Below are 20,327 nucleotides of genomic sequence, written 5' to 3'. Positions count from 1 at the left end.
CCCTAGCATCGCAAAAGTGGAAAGGACAGGTGCCGCGACGCGCGAGAAAGAAGCCAGGAAGGATGCTGTGGACGAACTGTGGATAACTCAGACGTCCTGAATGCCTTCTGCGGCGGAGGGACGCTTGGTCGCAACCTTGGCTTTCAGGTTGGTTGGAGCGCTGCCTTCCAGGGCATCAAGACGCGCCTTCAGCAGTTCCACTTCCTCGCGCGCGGCAGCGGCAAGCGCTTTCACGGCGTCGAACTCCTCGCGGGAAACGACGTCGATGCCGCCTACCCACTCCTTGGCTTTCTCTCGCGCGTTGGCTTCAAACTCGCGACCTACGCCAGCGATCGTGCCAGCCGCACCGTTGATGAGCTTGGCCAGATCGTCGAACAGCCGGTTTTCACTTTGCATAAGTCACCTGTGGCAGTTGAAAGCGCGCGTGGCTTACGCCACCAGTCCGCTATATCTGGGTACGCAAGGATGGGACAACAAGTGTTTCCGCATCTGGATTCAGGCGGCCGATGTCATAGTTCAGGGCAGCGGCAAACCCCAGCCAGCAAAGATATGGCACCATAAGCCAGGCCGCCATGCTCCTGATCCGGCCGAACATAAGCGTCGTTACTGTCGCGACTACGAGGATCAACAAGATCAGATAAAGGGCGGAGGTCACTTTATGGGCCGCAAAAAATAAGGGCGACCAAGCCAGATTTCCGGCAAACTGAATGATGAAGAGGAGGATTGCGAGACCCCTTCCCTTCGCGCGGCGCGCATCGATCACCATCGCCAGCGCCAGTGCCATCAATATGTAGAGGGTGGTCCAGGCCACGGGGAACGCCCAGCCGGGCGGCATGGCGGATGGCTTGGTCAGCTCATCGAACCACGGATTACCATAGCCGCTGTTGGAGATCCGGCCCGATAGAAAACCCAAAAATACGATTGTCGGAACTATGAAAAGCGCCCATCGCAAGTAGGAGAGCCGTAGCTGGCCCTTTGACGCGATTTCATTCATCCGCGGCTATTCCCCCCACCCTGCACGACGCGACGGCGCCCATAACATCACTCGGCCGGATGTGGAGCATCCGCTGCAGGCGAATCCCGGAGCGCCGAATCCAGCCGCTTGGAGACGGTTTGCGGTGAAACGGTTCGTCCCGCAACCCGCGAATAGAGCAAAGGGATCAGAAAGAGGGTTATCGCCGTCGCAAAGGCGACCCCGAAGACGATGACCACACCGATGCTGCTGCGCGCGCCCGCACCCGCGCCGCGCGCGATCACCAGCGGAACAGCGCCCATCACTGTCGCGATCGAGGTCATCAGAATCGGACGAAGTCTGCGACTTGCAGCCTGCCGTATCGCCTCCCCGACAGCCAGCCCCTCATCCCGGAGCTGGTTGGCGAACTCGACGATCAGGATGCCGTTCTTTGCCGCCAGTCCTACCAGCATGACGATGCCAATCTGGCTGTAAAGATTGATCGAACCGCCGGTCAACGCCAGGCCGATCACGCCCCCGGCCACGGCGAGGGGGACCGTCACGATGATGACGGCCGGATGGATGAAACTCTCGAACTGCGCCGCGAGCAGCAGGAACACCACGAAGATCGTCAGCCCGAACACGAGCCAGATTGCGCTTCCGGTCTCACGAAGAGACTGGCTTTCCCCGCGATATCCTATCGCGACGACTTCTGGCGATTGCCTAGCCTGATCCTCCAGAAAGCCCAGAGCCTCGCCTAGTGAAGAGCCGGGCGCCACACCTGCCGTAAGCGTGATGGCGCGGAGCTTGTTGTATCGGTTCAGCTGCCGGGCTCCGGCTACCTCATTCGTCGTAACGACCGCAGAGAGCGGCACCAGTCCGCCATTGCGGGAGCGGACATTGACGCGCGACAAGTCCGTTACCGTCGAGCGTCCCTCGCGATCCGCCTGCACGATTACCCGGTACTCTTCGCCTCGATCGACATAGGTCGAAACGCGCCGCGATCCCAACATGCTCTGTAGAGCTTGGCTGACGTCGTTGACCGAAACGCCCAGATCACCGGCGCGCCGCATGTCGACAACCACGCGCATCTGCGGCTTGGTTTCCTTGTAGTCGCTATCGAGATTGACGATCCCAGGGTAGGTCGCGGCCGCCGCCATGATCCGGTCCCGAGCCGCCACCAAACCTTCATAGGTCGAGCCCGCAAGCACGAGATTGACGGGCTGCCCCCTGCCCCTGCTGAGGCCCGATCTTGGCTGCGCGTTGCCGCGAACGCCCGGCTGTTCGGCAAGTATCTTCGTCACGCGCGCCGCAAGTTCGGCAGTAGTTTCCGTCCGTTCTTCCCATGGCCGCAGAAAGATGTTCGCAATGCCGCTGTTGAAGTCGTCGCTCTGGCCGAAGCTGCCTGGAACCCGGACCAGTATCGTGGCCACGGTTCCTTCGTCTCGCAGGGGAAGCAGCTGCTTTTCGAGCTGTCCCATGTAGCCGACCATCTTGTCGAAGCCCGTCCCCTCCGCCGCCAGGACGGAGGTTTCGACAACGCCGGTATCTTCCGCTGGCGCGAGTTCCGAACTCAACGTGAAAAAGAGGCCCGCAGCCGCGCCGAGGAAAGCTAGGACGATCAGGAGGGTTATCGCAGGGCGACGCACCGCCCGGTCCAGCAGACGACCATAGCCGGATTCGATGCGCTGGAATTTGCCGTCGACCCACTTGGCGAGCCGTCCCCGCTCACTGTTCCTGAGCAACTTGGAACACATCATCGGGGCAAGGCTCAGGGAGATGAACCCTGAAAAAGCGATTGCCGCGATCATCGTAATGGCAAGCTCCCGAAAGAGCAGGCCGGTCTGCCCCGCCAGAAACATGATCGGCACGAAGACCGCGCACACCACCAGCGTCGTCGAGATGATCGCGAAGCCGACCTGCCGCGTACCAACGAATGCAGCAACCAGCGGGTCTTCGCCCTGCTCGATCCGATGATAGACGTTTTCGAGCACTACGATGGCGTCATCCACCACCAGCCCAATAGCAAGAACAAAGGCAAGCAGTGTCAATAGGTTGATTGACAACCCCAACAACCACATCGTCGCGCAGGTCGCGAGCAGGCAGATGGGCACGGTGACAGCCGGGATGATCGTCGCCCGTATCGAACCCAGGAACAGGAAGATCACCAGGATGACGAGGACCGCCGCTTCAGCAAGAGTGTGATACACATTTTCGATTGCCCGGCTGATGAAGAGCGACTCATCCAGGCCGACGGTGAACGACATGCCTGCTGGAAGCTTGACGCGCATTTCCTCAGCCAGGGCCTTGGCCCGCTCGGCAACTTCGAGAGTGTTGGCGCCAGATTGGCGGATCAGAGCAACGCCAACACCTGTGCCTCCATTGGCCCGGAACGCGCTGTAGGGGACTTCCGCCCCCATCTCGATCCGCGCCACGTCCCCGAGCTTGACCTGATATCCGTTGGTCCCACGACCCACCGTCAACGCGGCAAATTGTTCAGGAGTGCCAAAGGGGCGCTCGACTCGTAACGTGACGTTCTGGGCCGTCGATTCGAGGCGTCCCGCTGGAAGTTCCACGTTCTGGTTACGCAGTGCATTTTCGACGTCCGCAGGTGTAAGCCCAAAGGCAGTCAGCCGCTCAGGATCGAGCCATATACGAGTCGATGGGCGAGCTTCCCCAAAAATGGCGACACGCGCCACCCCGTTGATGGCTGAGAAACGGTCGGCGAGGTTCCGATCCACATAATCGCTAAGCTGGATCTGGCTCCAGCCAGGTCTGCGGAAAAGGAAAACCAGGATCGGGCGCGCATCCGCATCGACCTTACGGATTTCCGGCGCGATCACATCTTCGGGAAGGTCCTCCGTAACCGAACCGACGCGATCGCGCACGTCATTGGCGGCAGAATCGATGTCTCGCGTGGGATCGAATTCGATGTTTATGTTGGACTGCCCGTCGCGCGAGTCCGACGTGATGGTCTGGATGCCCTGCACCCCTGCGATGGCGTCTTCAAGAACCTGTGTGATGCGCGTTTCGATGACCGAGGCGGCGGCGCCGGTATAGGACGTCTGCACTGAAACGACGGGCGGATCGGTATCGGGATACTCCCGGATCGAGAGACTGAAATAGCCTACCAGGCCAACGATGCAGAGCAGGATTGCGATGACTGCCGCAAAGACGGGACGGCGGACGGAAAGGTCGGACAGTTGCATTTCAACCTCCGCGCGTCATCGGACATTTGCCGCCAGCGAAGCCGCGGTGGGTTGCGGCGCAGAACCGGCCGCCGCTCCATTCCCTTTTTCGTTCGCCATACGGATGGGCGCTCCATCGGCAAGTTTCACGACGCCTTCCGTCACGATTTTCTGCCCGGCGTTCAGGCCCTTGAGGATTTCCACGCGGCCATCCTGACGCGCGCCCGTGTCGACCAGCACTCGTTTCACTTTTCCGCCCTCTGCCACGAAGACATATTGCTCAGAGGCTTCGCCCACTACGGCCAGCTCGGGGACAGACAGGCCCTGATGCTGGCGGGCAAGCACTTTGACGGTCAGCAGCATACCGGGCTTCAGAGCGTGATCAGTATTGGGCAGAAGTGCCCGCACGGCGACAGCACGGGTCGTCGGATCGACCACGGGATCGATCGTGGCTACCGTGCCATTGAACACGCGCCCCGGATATGCGGCGGCAGTAATCAGCAGCGCCTGCCCTTTCGACAGTGCGGCGAGTTGCGTTTCGGGAACGTTGAAGTCGAGCTTTATGCGCGAAATGTCACTGACCGTCGCAATCGGCGTACCGGCCGCCACGATCGCGCCCGGAGACACGGTGCGAAGGCCGAGATAGCCCGAGAATGGCGCGCGGATGACACGATCGCTGATTGCCGCCTTTACTTGCTCGGCCGAAGCTTTCGCAGCATTTGCGGCGGCAATCTGCGTATCGAGACTGGCTCCGGTCGCAAAGCCGCGCTGACGCAATTGCTTGATCCGTTCGAGCTGCTGCGTCGCCTCCTGAGCCCGCGCCTGGGCGCCGGCCAGCTCCGCAACTTCCTGGGATTGGGCGAGCCGCGCAATGACTTCGCCGCGCCGGACCAAGCCGCCGTCGCTGTAGTTCAACGATACGATGCGTTCGGTCACTGGGGACGAAAGAACGACCTGTTCGTTCGCGATCGCAGATCCCACCGCCTCGATGACTTCCGCGAAGGTCTGGCTGGAGACCGCTTCCACCTCGACAAGAGCGGGCGGACGCTTGGGCTTCTCAACCTCGCCACTGCACGCCGCGACCAGCAGCATGGCCGCGCAGAATACCATAGATCTCAGCATCGGGTGGCGCTTATGTCCTCTGACGGTATCGGAACTGCAGCAGACCGCCACTGCTTCACGTGCCCATATGAACGTGCGAGTTGCGGTAAGCCGCCATCAGAAATTCGATATTGCCTTCTGGGCCGGTGATAGGGCTTGGGACTATGCCGGCCACATCCCACCCGGCAGCGGTTGTCCATGATGCCGCTTCATCGCATACGCGTTGGTGGATTGCAGGATCACGCACGACACCGCCTTTTCCTACCTCTTCGCGGCCAGCTTCGAACTGCGGCTTTATAAGAGCGATCAGGCGAGACCGTGGTGCTGCAAAGGTCAGCGGCCGTTCCAGAACTTTCGAAAGAGAGATGAAGCTGGCATCGCATACGAAGAGGTCGATCGGCTCTGGAATATGCCCCGGAGTGAGGATGCGGGCGCTCGTCTGCTCATGGACGATGACACGCGGATCGTTTCGCAGCTTCCAGGCCAGTTGGTTGGTGCCGCTGTCAACGGCATAGACTCGCGCCGCGCCATTCGTGAGCAGTACGTCGGTAAAGCCCCCCGTCGAGCTTCCTACATCCATCGCGACGGCGCCCGTCACGTCCCATTGGAAGTGGGTCAGTGCATGGGCGAGCTTGATGCCACCGCGAGACACCCAGGGATGATCCCTGCCGCGCACGTCCAAAGGCGCGTCTTCGGGGATCTGCTGCCCGGCCTTCTCGACCTTTCGTTCGCCCGTAAACACGATTCCCGCGAGGATAAGCGCCTGTGCGCGAGTGCGGCTTTCCACTAGGCCACGGTCGACGAGCAGTTGGTCTGCGCGCTGCTTGGCCATCAGCTTACCAGCGCCGTCAGGGTCGCAGGGGTCAGCACTTGCGGGAGCGTCTGGGCCGGTTTGCCCGCAGGGTAGAACAGGTAGAGCGGAACGCCCGAACGCCCTTGCGCTTCGAGGAACCGCCCGATCGCAGGATCGCTGTTGGTCCAGTCGCCCTCCATCGTGACCACGCCCGCTTTGGTGAAAGCGTCCGCGACTTCGACGCGATCTATGGCTCCTGCCTCGTTCACCTTGCAAGTGAGACACCAGTCGGCGGTGAAGTACAGGAAGACAGGTTTCCCCTGCCCCCGGAGCTGGGCGAGGCGCACTTCATCGAAGGGGATTGCGCTCCCTTCAGCCTTGGCCGCACGTGCTTCTTCTGCGTGAGGAAGCGACGCAATGCCACCCGCCAGGATCAAGACAGTAGCGAGCGCTACAGGCCATAGACCGCTCCGTCCCACCCCCTGCCGGGCTCCAAGCCACCATAGCAGCAAGGCGAAAGCCATCGCTGCGGCCAGGCCTATAGTCATTCCGCCGGGTCCCAGTTGCTGGCCGAGCAGCCACGCTAACGCAAGGGCCGTCAGAAACATCGGGATCGAGAGTATGCGCTGGAACCGTTTCATCCAGGGGCCGGGCCTTGGCATCCGCGCGCGGATTGCCGGTATGAAAGCAATCGCGAGAAATGGCAGAGCAAGGCCGAGCCCCAACCCAGCGAAGATCGCCAGCGCCACCGCCGTAGGCAGCACAAGGGCAGCCCCCAAGGCCGCACCCATGAACGGCCCGGTGCAAGGGGTTGCGACGAACGCGACGAGAGCGCCTGTCCAGAAGCTGCCCTGCAGACCGCCCTTGCCTGCCAATGCTCCCCCCGCATCGATAGCCCGCAACTCGAAAAGCCCCCCCAAGTTGAAAGCAATGCCGGTCACGAGCAGCAACAACACCAGGATGACGCGGGGGTCTTGTAGCTGGAAGGCCCACCCTACCACTGCGCCACTAGCCCGCAGCGCGAGCAATGTCGCACCCAGAACGAGGCAAGCGAGGATGACTCCTGCCGCATAGGCGACGGCTTCCCTCCTCGCCGCGCCGGGATCGCCCCCCGCCTTGGCAAGGCTCAGCGCCTTGAGGCTGAGGATCGGGAAGACGCACGGCATGATATTGAGCAATATCCCACCAAGCAAAGCGCCGCCCAAAGCTAGCAAGATGGCTGATGCGCCATTGCCAGCCGCGCCAGATGGAGTCGAAGGAACCGCGCCGGGGCTTGCTTCTATCGCAAGACCCATATGCGCCGCTGTACGCAGGACACCGCCGATGGCCCCCTTGGCTGCACCCGCCGCCTTTGTTTCGAGTATCAGCATATCGCCAACACGCGTTACTTTCTGCGGGCTGGCGAAGTTCAGCGCACCTTCTTTCAGCGGGAAGAAATACGCGTCGGAAATGGCGGCAGTGGCTGGATAGGGAATGGCCAGCCGGAATTGCCCGTCCTTTACTTCGAAGCGTGCGGGGCTTCCTAGCGGACGTGGCAGCCGGGCGCGGTATTGATCGAAGGAAGCCCGGCTCCCCGCGCTGACGCTCCCATTGCCGACGGTGAGATCGAGCGCGAGATCGCCTCCGCCCGGAACGCAGACTTCCCGCGTACAGGCGAGCCATTCTCCCCGCGCGCGGATCGGCAATCGGTCGCCCGTCTTCATTGTCACGGGAATGTTCAGCGTCACAAGGATCGCATAGGGACCCTCATAAACATAGTTCATCAGCCCCGAGATCATGAGCGTCTCCGGCACCGGATGGCGCAGCGGGCCGGCGGTCACGCCCTCCGGCAGCGTCCACTTCACCGTCATGCCAATGCCAGCGTCGCCGGGATTCTCCCAATATCCATGCCAGCCGGGCTTGGGCGTCATGACGAAAGCTATCGTCAATGGCCTTCCCGGCGCGGGAGCATTGCTTTCCGCCTGCAGCTTTGCGGCGATATTCGGCTCGGCGCCGCCGAACGCGCCGATCTGCGCAATCGCCGGAGCAGTGACGAACAGGCTCGCCAACGTCATCAGGAGGACATAAATGGTTCGCATTGGGATCTCGCATGCGGCGAGACGGCAGGTGCCGATACTCCTGTCCGTCCGACGTTGGAGATGCCTTTACTTTTATTCCGGGCAAGAAAGAAGAGACTTGAAGAAAGTCCTCCGGTCGCCCGATCAAGGAGTTCAGATTTGCGCCGCTTCATCCTCGCCAAAACTGCAATTGCCGCGCTTGCGACCGTCATGCCGGCAGCCGCTCCCGCGCAACCTTCCGCCCCGCCGAAGCTGATCATCGCCATATCGATGGACCAGTTCTCGGGCAATTTGTTCGAGGAGTATCGCCAGCACTTCACCGGCGGCCTTGCCCGCCTCTCCAATGGCGTGGTCTTTTCGCACGGCTATCAAAGCCATGCCGCGACCGAGACCTGCCCCGGCCATAGCACCATCCTGACGGGGAGCCGTCCTGCTCGCACCGGCATCATCGCCAATACATGGTTCGATCTCTCGGTCGGGCGGAGCGACAAGGCAGTCTACTGCGCCGAAGACGAGACGCAGCCGGGCAGCAGCAGTGGCGATTATGTTGCCTCGCCGCTGCATCTGCGCGTGCCGACGCTTGGCGGGCGTATGAAGAAAGCCAATCCGGCAACCCGCGTGGTATCCGTGGCGGGCAAGGACCGCGCTGCTATCATGATGGGGGGCCCGAACATCGAGCAGACATGGTGGTGGGGGGGAAAGAGCTATGTGAGCTACAAGGGCGTTCCGGAGACGCCGCTGGTCGCAAAGGTCAATGCAAGCATCGCCACATTGATAGGACAGGACCGGCCACCGATGGAGTTGCCCGACTTTTGCACCGGCAAAGACCTGCCGATCAGTATTGGCGCTGGAAAGACTGTGGGCACCGGCCACTTCGCCCGCGCTGCCGGTGACGCCAGAGCGTTCCGCGCATCGCCGGAGCAGGATGCGGCGACGCTGGTGCTGGCGGCTGCGCTCATCGAAGATATGGCGCTGGGCAAGCAGGCACAGACCGATATCATCTCCATCGGCATGTCGGCGACTGACTATGTCGGACATACCTACGGAACCAGCGGCGCCGAAATGTGCCTGCAGCTCGCGGCCGCAGATCGCGAACTGGGTGCATTCTTCGACCGGCTGGACAAGAGCGGCCTGGATTATGAAGTCGTGCTGACGGCGGACCATGGCGGTCATGACTTGCCCGAACGTAACCGCCAGCACGGAGCGCCCGATGCCCAGCGCGTCACCGAGGCTCTGGCCCCCAAGGCCTTGAGCGACGCCATCGGACTGAAGCTTGGACTGACAGGGCAGTTGATCTATGGCGATGGCCCCGCTGGCGACATGTATATCTCGAAGGCGCTGACGGCTTCCCAGCGTGCCAGAGTGAAGACGGAAGCACTGGCGATGATTCGTGCGCAGCCGCAGGTCGAGGCGGTGTTCACGGCGGAGCAGATCGCCGCCACGCCTGCGCCTTCTGGCCCGCCGGAGCGCTGGTCGCTTCTTCAGGAGGCACGTGCGAGTTTCTACGCCCCGCGTTCCGGGGATTTCCTGGTGATGTTGAAACCGCGAGTCACGCCGATCTACGATCCGACCAAGGGCTATGTCGCCACTCATGGCAGCCCGTGGGATTACGACCGGCGCGTGCCGATCCTGTTCTGGCGCAAGGGGATTCAGCCGTTCGAGCAGCCCCTCGGCGTGGAAACGGTAGATATTCTGCCGACGCTGGCCGCGCAGATTGGGTTGGCGGTGCCCGCAGGCGAAATCGATGGTCGCTGTCTGGATATCGATGCAGGTGCCGGAGATAGCTGCGCCGCTAGATAGTGTCAGCGGCGGTCGGTGACTTTCACCCCGGCCGCCAGCTTGTTGGCACCGATCTTTACACGGTCGTCGGTCCAGTTCGCGACGAACGTGCTTTGCCGATCTAGGCCGGGCACGAACGAGGCGCTGTTGCCGCTGATATCTAGCCCGGACGAGTCGTTGGTACGGCCCTCCGGCGCCACGGTGATGAAGGCGGACCAGTTTTCCTTGTCCTTGCCCTGCACCATCTCGTTATTGGTGATCGTGCCCGCGGACCCGTTAGACAGATCGATCGAATAATTGGTCAGGCGGCCCTGGCTGTCATCGAAGCTGTTGTCGCGGATCGTGACGCGCGCGGCGCGGCTCTTCACATAGTGGCCGCCATTGCCTGCCTCGAACCGGGAGCGCGTGACCGTCAGGCTCCCATATTGACCGATATAGATGCTGTGCGCGCAGGACAAATCGCGATCGCACCGGCCAAGGCGGGAGAAGGTGGAGCGGTCGATGCGAATGGCGTGGGCGGGATCGTCATGCGTCAATATGCCTTCTTCGCTGTTCCGAAAGAGGCTGTTGTCAACGTTGAGATCGCCCTGCTCCAGTCGGATGCCCGACCCATTTCCGTCCGGTACGCGCATGTTCTGAAATATGAGTCCTTCGACAGTAGCCGACCGTCCGCGCAACACGAGAGCAGCCTTTCCCTCGCAAATGCCGCCATCGAAGATCGCTTTGCCAGGCGCGGCAGCGCGGTAGGTGATGGAACCTTCCGACTGCACGGCGCAGTCGCGATAGGTGCCGGACGCTATCAGGATGGTGCCCGTTCCGCTGCCGATGGCGTTGACCGCATCGGCAAGAGTGCCAAACCCGCTACCGCTTTCCGCGACCACGAATGGCCCGCTACGCTGCTGCGCAAGAGCCGTGGATGCGAGGGCGGTGACGAGCACAAGAGCTATGGCTGGCAATTTCATGGGACAAGCAGTAGCGCAAGGTGCTGCTGCCAAGCCAATGGCTTAACCATCTTTCCTGCTACGGGTCGTCAATCCAGATTTGGGCGCAACCAGCGTTCGGCCGTAGCCAGATCGACTTCCCTGCGTGCGGCATAGTCTTCCAGCTGATCACGACCCACGCGCGCCACTCCGAAATATTCCGACTGCGGGTGGCCGAAATAGAAGCCGCTCACTGCCGCCGTCGGCAACATCGCGAAGCTGTCCGTCAGAGTGATGCCGGTATTGTGAACAGCGTCCAGCATCTTGAACAATATCGGCTTCTGGCTGTGATCCGGGCAGGCGGGATAGCCGGGGGCCGGGCGGATACCGCGATATTGCTCGCGTACCAGCGCTTCGTTGTCCAGTTGCTCGCCAGCCGCATAGCCCCAAAGGTCGGTGCGCACATGCTTGTGCAGCCGCTCGGCGAAGGCTTCGGCCAAGCGATCCGCCAGCGCCTTCAGCAATATGTCCGAATAGTCGTCATAATGCGCCTTGAAGTTCGCAAGATGCGGTTCGATGCCATGCCCGGTCGTCACCGCGAAACCGCCGATCCAGTCTCCGTCATGGCTGATGAAGTCGGCAAGGCACATGTTCGCCCGCCCTTCCCGCTTGGCGATCTGCTGGCGAAGGAACGGCATGCGGATGTGCTTTTCGTCTTCGACATGAATGATGACATCGTCACCTTCGCGGCGGCAGGGCCAGAGGGCCGCGACGCCCTTGGCGACAAGCCACTTCTCATCGATGATCCGGTCGAGCATCTTCTGGGCATCGGCGAACAGGCTGCTGGCGCTTTCGCCTACCACTGGATCGGTCAGGATCGCAGGATAATTGCCTGCCAGTTCCCACGCCCGGAAGAACGGCGTCCAGTCGATATACTCCCGCAGGTCCGCCAGGTCCCAATCAGGGAAAGCGTGGACACCAGGCTTTACGGGCGGCGGCGGTTTCAGTGCTTCGTCTATTTCGAACGCGTTGGCGCGGGCGTCCTCTATACTGATGAGTGCGCTCTGCCCCTTGCCTGCTCGAGCGAGGCGGACATGCTCATATTCGTCCGCAACCTTGGCGACGAAATCATTGCGCTGCGTTTCGCTGACAAGGGCGGTGGCCACGCCGACAGCACGGCTGGCGTCCAGAACATGCACAACCGGCCCTTCAAAGGCAGGCGCGATACGCAAGGCGGTATGAACCTTGGACGTGGTTGCGCCTCCGATCAGCAACGGCATGGTCATGCCGGACCGCTGCATTTCCTCGGCGACCGTCACCATCTCGTCAAGCGAAGGCGTGATGAGGCCGGACAAGCCTATCATGTCCGCGTTGTTCTCGTTCGCGGCCTGGAGGATCGTCGTCCACGGCACCATCACGCCAAGATCGACAACATCGAAGCCATTGCACTGGAGAACAACGCCGACGATGTTCTTGCCGATGTCATGGACGTCGCCCTTGACGGTCGCCATGATGATCTTGCCCTTGCCCTTTGCGCCCGGCTCCTTGGCCGCCTCGATATAGGGGAGCAGATGCGCCACCGCCTTTTTCATGACGCGGGCCGATTTCACCACCTGCGGCAGGAACATCTTGCCCGATCCGAACAGGTCGCCGACCACATTCATGCCGTCCATCAAAGGGCCTTCGATGACTTCAATGGGCTTGGCGAAACGCTGGCGGGCTTCCTCGGTATCATCGACAACATACATGTCGATGCCCTTGACCAGCGCATGTTCCAGGCGCCGTTCGACAGCCCAGCCGCGCCATTCCTCGGCGGCCTTTTCAGCAACCGCATCGGTGCCGCGATATTTCTCGGCCAGCGCGATCAGGCGATCGGTCGCATCTTCCCTTTTGTCCCAGATAACGTCTTCGCACGCCTCGCGCAGTTCGGGATCGATGGCATCATAAACATCCAGCTGCCCGGCATTGACGATGCCCATATCCATGCCCGCCTGAATCGCGTGATACAGGAACACGCTGTGCATGGCGCGGCGGACAGGCTCATTGCCGCGAAAGCTGAACGAGAGGTTCGATACGCCGCCCGAGATATGGCAATGCGGGCAGCGCACCTTGATCTCGCGGCATGCCTCGATGAAGTCGATGGCGTAGCGGCGATGTTCGTCTATGCCCGTGGCGACGGCGAAGATGTTGGGGTCGAAGATGATATCTTCGGGCGGAAAGCCGATGCCCGTCAGCAGGTCATAGGCGCGGCCGCAAATCTCGACCTTCCGCTCCTTCGTATCCGCCTGCCCTACTTCATCGAAGGCCATCACGACCACGGCCGCGCCATAGGCCATGCACAGCCGCGCATGATGCAGAAACGCCTCTTCGCCTTCCTTCATGCTGATCGAGTTGACGATGGGCTTGCCGGACACGCATTTCAGCCCCGCCTCGATGACGCTCCATTTCGAGCTGTCGACCATCAGCGGCACCCGGGCGATGTCCGGCTCCGCAGCGATCAGCTTGAGGAAGGTCGTCATGGCGAACTCTGCGTCGAGCAGCCCTTCGTCCATGTTGACATCGACGATCTGAGCGCCGCTCTCGACCTGCTGCCGCGCAATTTCCACGGCCGCGGCATAGTCGCCCGCCATGACGAGCTTCTTGAACTTCGCCGATCCGGTGACGTTGGTGCGCTCGCCGATGTTGACGAACTGGGCGGTAGACGGCTGATTCATTGGGGCAATCTTTTCAAAAAGCTGCGAGGCATTCTTATGCGGCAATGTTCATCGGTTCCAGCCCGGCGAGCCGTGTAAAGACCGGCGGCACCGGGATGGCGCGGGGCGGAAGATCGGAAACCGCGTTGGCGATAGCGGCGATATGCGCGGGCGTCGATCCACAGCAGCCGCCAAGGACATTGACCTGCCCTTCGACGGCCCATTGCCGAACCAGCGCCGAAGTTTCCTCCGGCAACTCGTCATAGGCACCAAGTTCGTTGGGCAAGCCTGCATTGGGATAAACCATGATCAGCGTATCGCAGATGCCGGACAGGGTCTTCACATGCGGACGAAGCTGCTCCGCGCCGAAGGAGCAGTTAAGGCCGATGGTGATCGGCTTCGCATGGCGCACCGCATACCAGAACGCTTCGACAGTGTGGCCGGACAGATTGCGGCCCGACAAGTCGGTCAATGTCATCGACATCATGATCGGCACGTCCTTGCCCGCCGCTTCGGCAGCCTGGCGCGCGGCCATGATCCCGGCCTTGGCGTTCAAAGTATCAAAGACCGTTTCGATCAGGATGAAATCTACCCCGCCGACGATTAGCGCATCGCACTGCTCGCGATACACAGCAGTCAGTTCATCGAAGTCGATCTCCCGGAACCCCGGATCATTGACGTCCGGCGAGAGCGACAAAGTCTTGTTCGTGGGCCCGATCGCGCCCGCCACGAAGCGGGGCTTCCCATCCTTGGCCGCGGCTGCATCGGCCAATCGACGCGCAATCTGCGCCGAGGCGATGTTGATCTCCGCGACCAGATGTTCGGCGGCATAATCGGCCTGACTGATCCGGTTTGCACTGAACGTGTTGGTCGATACCATGTCCGACCCGGCATCCAGATAATCCTGAGTGATCTTCTCCGGCACCTCCGGCTTCGTCAGCGCCAGAATGTCATTATTGCCCTTCTGGTCCTTCGAAAGCCCGAGCGTTCCGGCGTAATCGGCCTCGGACAGCTTCCAGTTCTGGATTTCCGTCCCGAACGCGCCATCCGTCATCAAAATCCGCTCGCGCGCGGCGGCGAGGAAGGTTTCGCGAATGCTCATGCGACCAGTTCCTTCGGAGTTGCCGTGACCGCGGGACGCAAGCCGAGCAGATGGCAGATGGCATAGCTCAGCTCAGCCCGGTTTAGCGTATAGAAGTGGAAATGCCGCTCCCCGCCTGCATAGAGCTTCCGGCAAAGCTCGGCGGCTATCGTCGCCGCCACAAGCTGGCGCGTTGCGGGATGTTCGTCCAGCCCTTCGAACAGGCGAACCATCCAGGACGGGATCTCTGCGCCGCACATCGCCGCAAATTTGCGCGTTTGCCCAACGTTCGAGACGGGCAATATGCCGGGCACGATTTCCGCACTTATGCCCGCCGCAGCGGCAGCATCACGGAAACGAAAATAGGCATCCGCCGAGAAGAAGAACTGGCTGATCGCTCGGTTCGCCCCGGCATCGATCTTGCGCTTCAAATTGTCGAGATCGCTCCTCGCATCGACTGCTTCCGGATGGGTTTCGGGATAGGCGGCCACGGAAATGTCGAAGGGATGCAGCGCCTTCAGGCCCATCACCAATTCCGCCGCGCTGGCATAGCCCTGCGGATGGGGAAGGAAGGCCTGCCCCTCCACCGGCGGGTCGCCGCGCAGGGCGACGATATGACGAACGCCCGACTGCCAGTAGGCGTCGGCGACCTCCGCAATCTCGTCCTTGCTTGCGCCGACACATGTCAAATGCGCAGCCGCGGACAGGCTGGTTTCCTTCGCGATCCGCGCAACGGTCGCATGCGTGCGCTCGCGCGTCGATCCGCCCGCGCCATACGTCACGGATACGAAACGCGGCCCCAAGGGTGCCAGCGTTTCGATGCTGCTCCACAGTTGCTGCTCCATCTTCTCGCTCTTCGGCGGGAAAAACTCGAAACTGACCTGCGCGTCTCCTGAAAGGTCTGCGAAGAGCGGCACGTCGAGCGCGCGGCGCGCCTCCTCCATCTGCGACAGAGAAAATGTCATGCTGTACGTCCTTTCAAGGCGCTGGCTTTCAAGGCGCTGGACTCGATCGGCACCACCTGTGCCATATGCCTGCGCCCTAACCATATTTTAACCGTGAGTTCCCCACCGGGAAGCGTGTCTTCGGATATCAGGTCCAACCCGGCTGCTGCGAACCACCCCTGCATCTGCGCGCTGGAAAAGCCAAGGCGCGCATGCTGATCGCGAATCCGCAGATCTTCCCGCTCATGGGGCGCGAAATCCGCGATCAGCAGGCGGCCTTCATGAGTCAGGACGCGAGCCGCTTCGGCAATAACAGTCTCGGGCGCCTGGGCATAATGCAGGACTTGATGAAGGATCACGGTGTCAGCAGCGGCATCTCCAACCGGCAGCGCATTGAAATCGCCGATCAGCAGGCGGTATTTGTCGGCGGCATCCCCGGGCAGTTTTGCGCGGGCGAGCCGAAGCATCTCGGGGCTGCGATCTATGGCCGTGACAAGCTGGGCATCGGGGCCGAATAGCTCGATCATCCGGCCTGTTCCAGTACCGATGTCGAGCAAATGACCGACCGGCGCTTCCCCTAGAGCCGAATACATGGCCGCTTCGACTTCACGCTCCGATACATGGAGCGATCTGATCGCATCCCACTCTTCGGCATGTTCGGCGAAGTACTCGTCAGCAGCGCGAGCGCGATCGTTGCGCACGGCAGCAAGACGCGCCAGGTCCGCTGCCTGCCAAAGCGCCTCGCTGTCTGAAGTCTCGACGCTGTCGAACAGCGCGAACAGCGGCGACAGGCTCGCGTCCCGGCTAAGCGCCAGAAAGACCCAGTTGCCTTCCTTGCGCTTTTCGACGAGGCCAGCTTCCACCAATATCCTGATGTGCCGGGATACCCGCGGCTGGCTTTGCCCGACGACTTGCGCGATCTCACCAACGGCAAGTTCCATCGCCCGCAGCAAGTGCATGATGCGCAGCCGCGTAGTGTCGCCCAGGGCATGGAAGAGGTCGATCAAAGGCATGGCATCTATATAAAGATTTCTTTATATACGTCAATTGGCAATGATGAGCCGGGATCGCGCCAAAAACCAAGAAATTGTGCGGTGCAGGATAGGGATTGCCATCGTTGCAGCAAGGCAGTAGATACCGCGGTTGCAGGCTCGGGGGTGAGCTAACCATTTAGCGGACCTGCACGGTTTTATCTTTAAGAGGGGTTTGCCCATGTCCAAGTCTATTTCTCTGTCGCTCGTTCTTGCCGCTTCGCTTGGCCTCGCCGCTTGCTCGGGTGGCGCGGAAAACACCACCAACGTCACTGAGAACGTTGCCGTGGAAAACGCGACCAATGCAGCTGAGAACGCAATGAATGCGGCTGAGAACGCGACCAATGCGGCTGGCAATGCCACCAATGCTGCAGCGAACGCGACGAACGCTGCTAACGCAATGTAATTCGCGATCATCCGATTACGGATGATTGAAAGGGAGTCGTTCTTCAGACGAAGAGCGGCTCCTTTTTCATAAAGGCGACCCGGCAGATCGACTGCCATGATGCGGAAAGCTGAATATGCGCTGGCACGTAATACTCGCCCTTAGCCTCGCCCTACCTGTTTCCGCGTGTGACATTGACAGTTCAAGCGAAAGCGTGGGTGGCGTTTCGGCGAGTGAAGCGCGGGCATTGAACGAGGCAGCCGAAATGCTGGACAAGCGCCCCGCCTCGCCAGCGGCTGTCAGCGCCGATGATACGCCTAAATGAGGAACGGCGGGCTAACGGCCATTACTAATCAGGGCTGAGTGGCGAGCAGATACGTCTGCCGAAGCATATCGATGGGCTTGAGCCCTTCGTTCGTCTCGCAATGCCAGAAGGTCCAGCCGTTACAGGAAGGCGCATTTTGAAGCGTTGCGCCGATCTTGTGGATCGATCCCGTATCGCCGCCCACTGACAACGAGCCATCCGCACGAACGGTGGCCTGCCAGCGACGCCGGGAGTCCGTCAGCATAGTGCCCGGCGCCAGATAGCCCGTCTCCACGAGAGTGCCAAACGCGACCTTCGGCGCTTGACGCGCGGATTGCATGATCGAAAGCGCGGATTCATCGAGCGGGAGCGCTTCGGCGATGCGCTCAAGAGCAACTTCGATATAGCTGTCTTCCCGCTCGATGCCGATCCATTTACGACCGAGCCGCTTGGCCACCGCCCCAGTGGTCCCAGTCCCGAAGAACGGATCAAGCACCACATCCCCCGGCTTCGTACAGGCCAGCAGCACCCGATACAGCAGCGCCTCGGGCTTTTGCGTCGGGTGCGCCTTGGTGCCGTTACGCTTCAACCGCTCTTGCCCACCGCAGATCGGCAAGACCCAGTCCGAGCGCATCTGCAACTCGTCGTTGAGCGTCTTCATCGCCTTGTAGTTAAAGGTGTAGCGTGCGTCCTCGCCCTGGCTCGCCCAGATCAGCGTTTCATGTGCGTTGGTGAAGCGCGTGCCCTTGAAATTGGGCATCGGGTTCGCCTTGCGCCAGATGATGTCGTTCAGGATCCAGAAGCCCTGATCCTGCAAAGTAGCGCCCACGCGAAAAATATTATGATAGCTGCCGATGACCCATATGGTGCCGTTCGGCTTCAGAATACGGCGCGCTTCCTTGAGCCAGAGCGCGGTAAAGCGATCGTACGCGGCCAGGGTGTCGAACTTGTCCCAATCATTATCGACGGCATCCACGCGCCCGCCCTCGGGCCGAAACAGGTCGCCGCCAAGCTGGAGATTATAGGGGGGGTCTGCGAAGATCATGTCGACGCATGCGTCCGGCAGCTTTGCCATCTCCGCGATGCAATCGCCCCGGATCAGGCGATCCGCGTCCAGCGGGGCATCTACCTGCGGCGTGACAGCAGCACTTTTCTTCCGACGCGTACCAACGCGTTCCATGACGCCCATATCATCTGCCCCCAAATCGTCTGACCCACGGGATGAGTCCTTGCGACTCCGCCGTCAAGTTCAAAAGCTTATGGGCAGTCGGTCTGGAAAGGAGCAGGAGAAGAGAACGAATGGAGTAGCCACGACATCTTGAGTCCACTCGGCCCACAAGGACTCAATATGTCGTGGTGTGACTCTCAGGACTCACAATCCGCTTTTTGATTTTTCTGGCTCAGAGAAGAAGCATCTGAGCTACCGGAGCGAAGCTGCGCCTGTGGATAGGCGTGGGACCATGCTGCCGGAGGGCTTCGAGATGCGCCGGGCTGCCGTAGCCCTTGTTGCTCTCCCATCCATAATGGGGATGCGTGCGCGCCGCCTCGACCATCATCCGGTCGCGTTCTTCCTTGGCCAGGATGGAAGCCGCTGCAATGGACAGGCACAGCGCATCTCCGCCAATGACCGGCGTGGAGGGATAATGCCATTTCGGGCACCGATTGCCGTCGACAAGCACATGGGCACAATTGTGGGAAAGCGCTTCCACCGCCCGCGTCATCGCCAGCATGCTCGCCCACAGGATGTTGAGGCTGTCGATCTCCTCGACACTGGCTATGCCGATTGCGAAGCACAGCGCTTTAGCTCGTATCTCCTTCTCCGCTGCCGCACGGCGTGCGGGCGAAAGCGCCTTGCTGTCGTCGATCCCTTCCGGACAGTTCGCGGGGTCGAGTATGACTGCTGCGGCAACCACAGGTCCGGCGAGCGGTCCGCGGCCCGCTTCGTCCACGGCTGCAACATAACCGCTGTGACGCAGCTCATAACTAAAATCAGGCACGGTCCCCCCATTGCGCAGCAAGAGCAGACGCATCCAATCCGTTCGCATCGGCAGCGGCGAGCGTATGATAAAAGGGTGTCGTGCCCATCGCATGACCGAGTGGGCCATGACCTTCGCCGATACCGGGCGCATGAAACAGCGCGCCTGCAACAAATGCCTCGGCGCGGTCCACTGCGTCTTCGACGGAGAGTCCGCGGCCCAGCCCTACTGCCACCGCACTTGCCAAGGTACAGCCTGTGCCGTGGCTGTGCCGCGTTTCGATGCGAGGCATCCGATATTCGCTTACCCCCGAAGCGCGGATCAGCAAGTCGTGGACGCTCGGGGCATCGTCTTGAGGCTGATGGGGCAAATGGCCCCCCTTTGCCAGCACTGCACAGCCAAACCGGCGTGCGAGCACTTGCCCAGCAGCTTCAAGATCATCGGCATTGTCAATCGCCAAGCCAGTAAGAACGCACAACTCGGGCACATTCGGCGTGATGATCAGCGCCATGCCCATCAGCCTTTCGAACGCGGCGACCGTAGCGGCATCGGCGAGCGTCGCGCCACTGGTGGCAACCATCACAGGATCGAAGATGATGGGGACGCCATCAAGAGCAGCCAGGCGATCCGCGACTGCATGCGCGGTCTGCGGAGATCCTATCATGCCGATCTTGATTGCATCGACGCCCAGGTCCCCAGCTACGCTGTCGATTTGCTCGATGACCATAGGCGACGGAATGACGTGAACGGCCTGCACGCCTCTCGTGTTCTGCGCTGTGACGGAAGTGATGGCCGTCGTCGCATGGCCGCCGAGCATCGTCACTGTCTTGATGTCAGCCTGAATGCCCGCACCGCCGCCGCTGTCGGACCCGGCGATGATCAAGATGCGAGGAATGGTCATCCCTTGAACTTCCGTTCCGCCGATGCAGGATTGGCGTTCAAGGATTTCCCTACGCGCGTCGGGCGGTCCATCAACTCCCCGCCACAATTCGGGCAACGATCATCCAGCACCTCCGCACAGGGGGCGCAGAAGGTACACTCGAACGAGCAGATGAAAGCACCTGGAGCATCGGCAGGCAGATCCGTGCCGCAGCGTTCGCAGTCGGGACGCATTTCCAGCATG

17 protein-coding genes are annotated in these 20,327 nt (G+C 61.2%); 2 read left to right on the top strand and 15 right to left on the bottom strand.

Annotation, left to right across the window (positions count from 1 at the left end; genetic code table 11):
• Window positions 1-87: 87 nt before the first annotated feature.
• The 6 genes from QHC67_RS01530 to QHC67_RS01505 are packed head-to-tail and all read right to left on the bottom strand — an operon-like array spanning window position 88 to window position 8,112.
• Window positions 88-396 (bottom strand): accessory factor UbiK family protein, encoded by a 309-nt coding sequence (locus QHC67_RS01530; protein ID WP_319290206.1) that lies wholly within the window; start codon window positions 394-396, stop codon window positions 88-90.
• A 49-nt stretch (window positions 397-445) separates the two neighbouring features.
• A complete protein-coding gene (locus QHC67_RS01525) occupies window positions 446-994 on the bottom strand; it encodes a TspO/MBR family protein (protein ID WP_319290204.1) in 549 nt (182 codons plus the stop codon).
• Window positions 995-1,041: 47 nt separating this feature from the next.
• Window positions 1,042-4,161 carry an efflux RND transporter permease subunit gene (locus QHC67_RS01520; protein WP_319290201.1) on the bottom strand — a complete coding sequence of 1,040 codons (3,120 nt, stop codon included), beginning with the start codon at window positions 4,159-4,161 and terminating at the stop codon, window positions 1,042-1,044.
• 15 nt (window positions 4,162-4,176) lie between these two features.
• Window positions 4,177-5,262, bottom strand: coding sequence for an efflux RND transporter periplasmic adaptor subunit (locus tag QHC67_RS01515; RefSeq protein WP_413818469.1), 1,086 nt, complete (start codon window positions 5,260-5,262; stop codon window positions 4,177-4,179).
• A gap of 55 nt (window positions 5,263-5,317) precedes the next feature.
• A complete protein-coding gene (locus QHC67_RS01510) occupies window positions 5,318-6,073 on the bottom strand; it encodes a TlyA family RNA methyltransferase (protein ID WP_319290199.1) in 756 nt (251 codons plus the stop codon).
• Window positions 6,073-8,112, bottom strand: coding sequence for a protein-disulfide reductase DsbD family protein (locus QHC67_RS01505; RefSeq protein ID WP_319290198.1), 2,040 nt, complete (start codon window positions 8,110-8,112; stop codon window positions 6,073-6,075). Before QHC67_RS01505 ends, QHC67_RS01510 begins: the two co-directional genes overlap by 1 nt.
• Window positions 8,113-8,301: 189 nt before the next feature.
• Between QHC67_RS01505 and QHC67_RS01500 the strand changes: the two genes are divergently transcribed.
• Window positions 8,302-9,891, top strand: a complete 1,590-nt coding sequence (locus QHC67_RS01500; protein WP_319290423.1) for an alkaline phosphatase family protein — start codon at window positions 8,302-8,304, stop codon at window positions 9,889-9,891.
• 2 nt (window positions 9,892-9,893) lie between these two features.
• Here QHC67_RS01500 and QHC67_RS01495 read toward each other — a convergent pair whose 3' ends face one another.
• The 5 genes from QHC67_RS01495 to QHC67_RS01475 form a co-directional block, all read right to left on the bottom strand.
• Window positions 9,894-10,832 (bottom strand): right-handed parallel beta-helix repeat-containing protein, encoded by a 939-nt coding sequence (locus QHC67_RS01495; RefSeq protein WP_319290197.1) that lies wholly within the window; start codon window positions 10,830-10,832, stop codon window positions 9,894-9,896.
• 68 nt (window positions 10,833-10,900) lie between these two features.
• Window positions 10,901-13,504 (bottom strand): methionine synthase, encoded by a 2,604-nt coding sequence (metH, locus tag QHC67_RS01490; protein ID WP_319290196.1) that lies wholly within the window; start codon window positions 13,502-13,504, stop codon window positions 10,901-10,903.
• 34 nt (window positions 13,505-13,538) lie between these two features.
• The gene (locus QHC67_RS01485) at window positions 13,539-14,585 is read right to left on the bottom strand and encodes a homocysteine S-methyltransferase family protein (RefSeq protein ID WP_319290195.1); all 1,047 of its coding nucleotides are present in this window, start codon (window positions 14,583-14,585) and stop codon (window positions 13,539-13,541) included.
• On the bottom strand, window positions 14,582-15,529 hold the full coding sequence (metF, locus tag QHC67_RS01480; RefSeq protein ID WP_319290194.1) for a methylenetetrahydrofolate reductase: 948 nt from the start codon (window positions 15,527-15,529) through the stop codon (window positions 14,582-14,584). The genes QHC67_RS01485 and metF overlap by 4 nt, the downstream gene beginning before the upstream one ends.
• Complete coding sequence (locus QHC67_RS01475) at window positions 15,526-16,521, bottom strand: metalloregulator ArsR/SmtB family transcription factor (RefSeq protein WP_319290193.1); 996 nt, start codon at window positions 16,519-16,521, stop codon at window positions 15,526-15,528. The genes metF and QHC67_RS01475 overlap by 4 nt, the downstream gene beginning before the upstream one ends.
• A 199-nt stretch (window positions 16,522-16,720) precedes the next feature.
• On the opposite strand from QHC67_RS01475, the gene QHC67_RS01470 reads away from it, so the two are divergent.
• Complete coding sequence (locus tag QHC67_RS01470) at window positions 16,721-16,945, top strand: circumsporozoite protein (protein ID WP_319290191.1); 225 nt, start codon at window positions 16,721-16,723, stop codon at window positions 16,943-16,945.
• A 332-nt stretch (window positions 16,946-17,277) separates the two neighbouring features.
• Here the strand turns inward: QHC67_RS01470 and QHC67_RS01465 are convergent, their stop codons facing one another.
• The 4 genes from QHC67_RS01465 to QHC67_RS01450 all read right to left on the bottom strand — a co-directional run bounded on the left by QHC67_RS01465 (window position 17,278) and on the right by QHC67_RS01450 (window position 20,326).
• Window positions 17,278-18,417 (bottom strand): site-specific DNA-methyltransferase, encoded by a 1,140-nt coding sequence (locus tag QHC67_RS01465; RefSeq protein ID WP_319290189.1) that lies wholly within the window; start codon window positions 18,415-18,417, stop codon window positions 17,278-17,280.
• A 211-nt stretch (window positions 18,418-18,628) separates the two neighbouring features.
• Complete coding sequence (locus QHC67_RS01460) at window positions 18,629-19,225, bottom strand: ribonuclease HII (RefSeq protein ID WP_319290187.1); 597 nt, start codon at window positions 19,223-19,225, stop codon at window positions 18,629-18,631.
• Window positions 19,218-20,105 carry a bifunctional hydroxymethylpyrimidine kinase/phosphomethylpyrimidine kinase gene (gene thiD, locus QHC67_RS01455; protein WP_319290186.1) on the bottom strand — a complete coding sequence of 296 codons (888 nt, stop codon included), beginning with the start codon at window positions 20,103-20,105 and terminating at the stop codon, window positions 19,218-19,220. The genes QHC67_RS01460 and thiD overlap by 8 nt, the downstream gene beginning before the upstream one ends.
• Window positions 20,102-20,326 carry a DUF1272 domain-containing protein gene (locus QHC67_RS01450; RefSeq protein WP_319290183.1) on the bottom strand — a complete coding sequence of 75 codons (225 nt, stop codon included), beginning with the start codon at window positions 20,324-20,326 and terminating at the stop codon, window positions 20,102-20,104. Before QHC67_RS01450 ends, thiD begins: the two co-directional genes overlap by 4 nt.
• Window position 20,327: the final 1 nt, after the last annotated feature.

The organism is Sphingobium sp. (genome assembly GCF_033795625.1).
Taxonomy (GTDB): Bacteria; Pseudomonadota; Alphaproteobacteria; order Sphingomonadales; family Sphingomonadaceae; genus Sphingobium.
The sequence above is the reverse complement of the archived record's forward strand: the minus strand, read 5'-3'. Positions and strand labels throughout refer to the sequence as shown.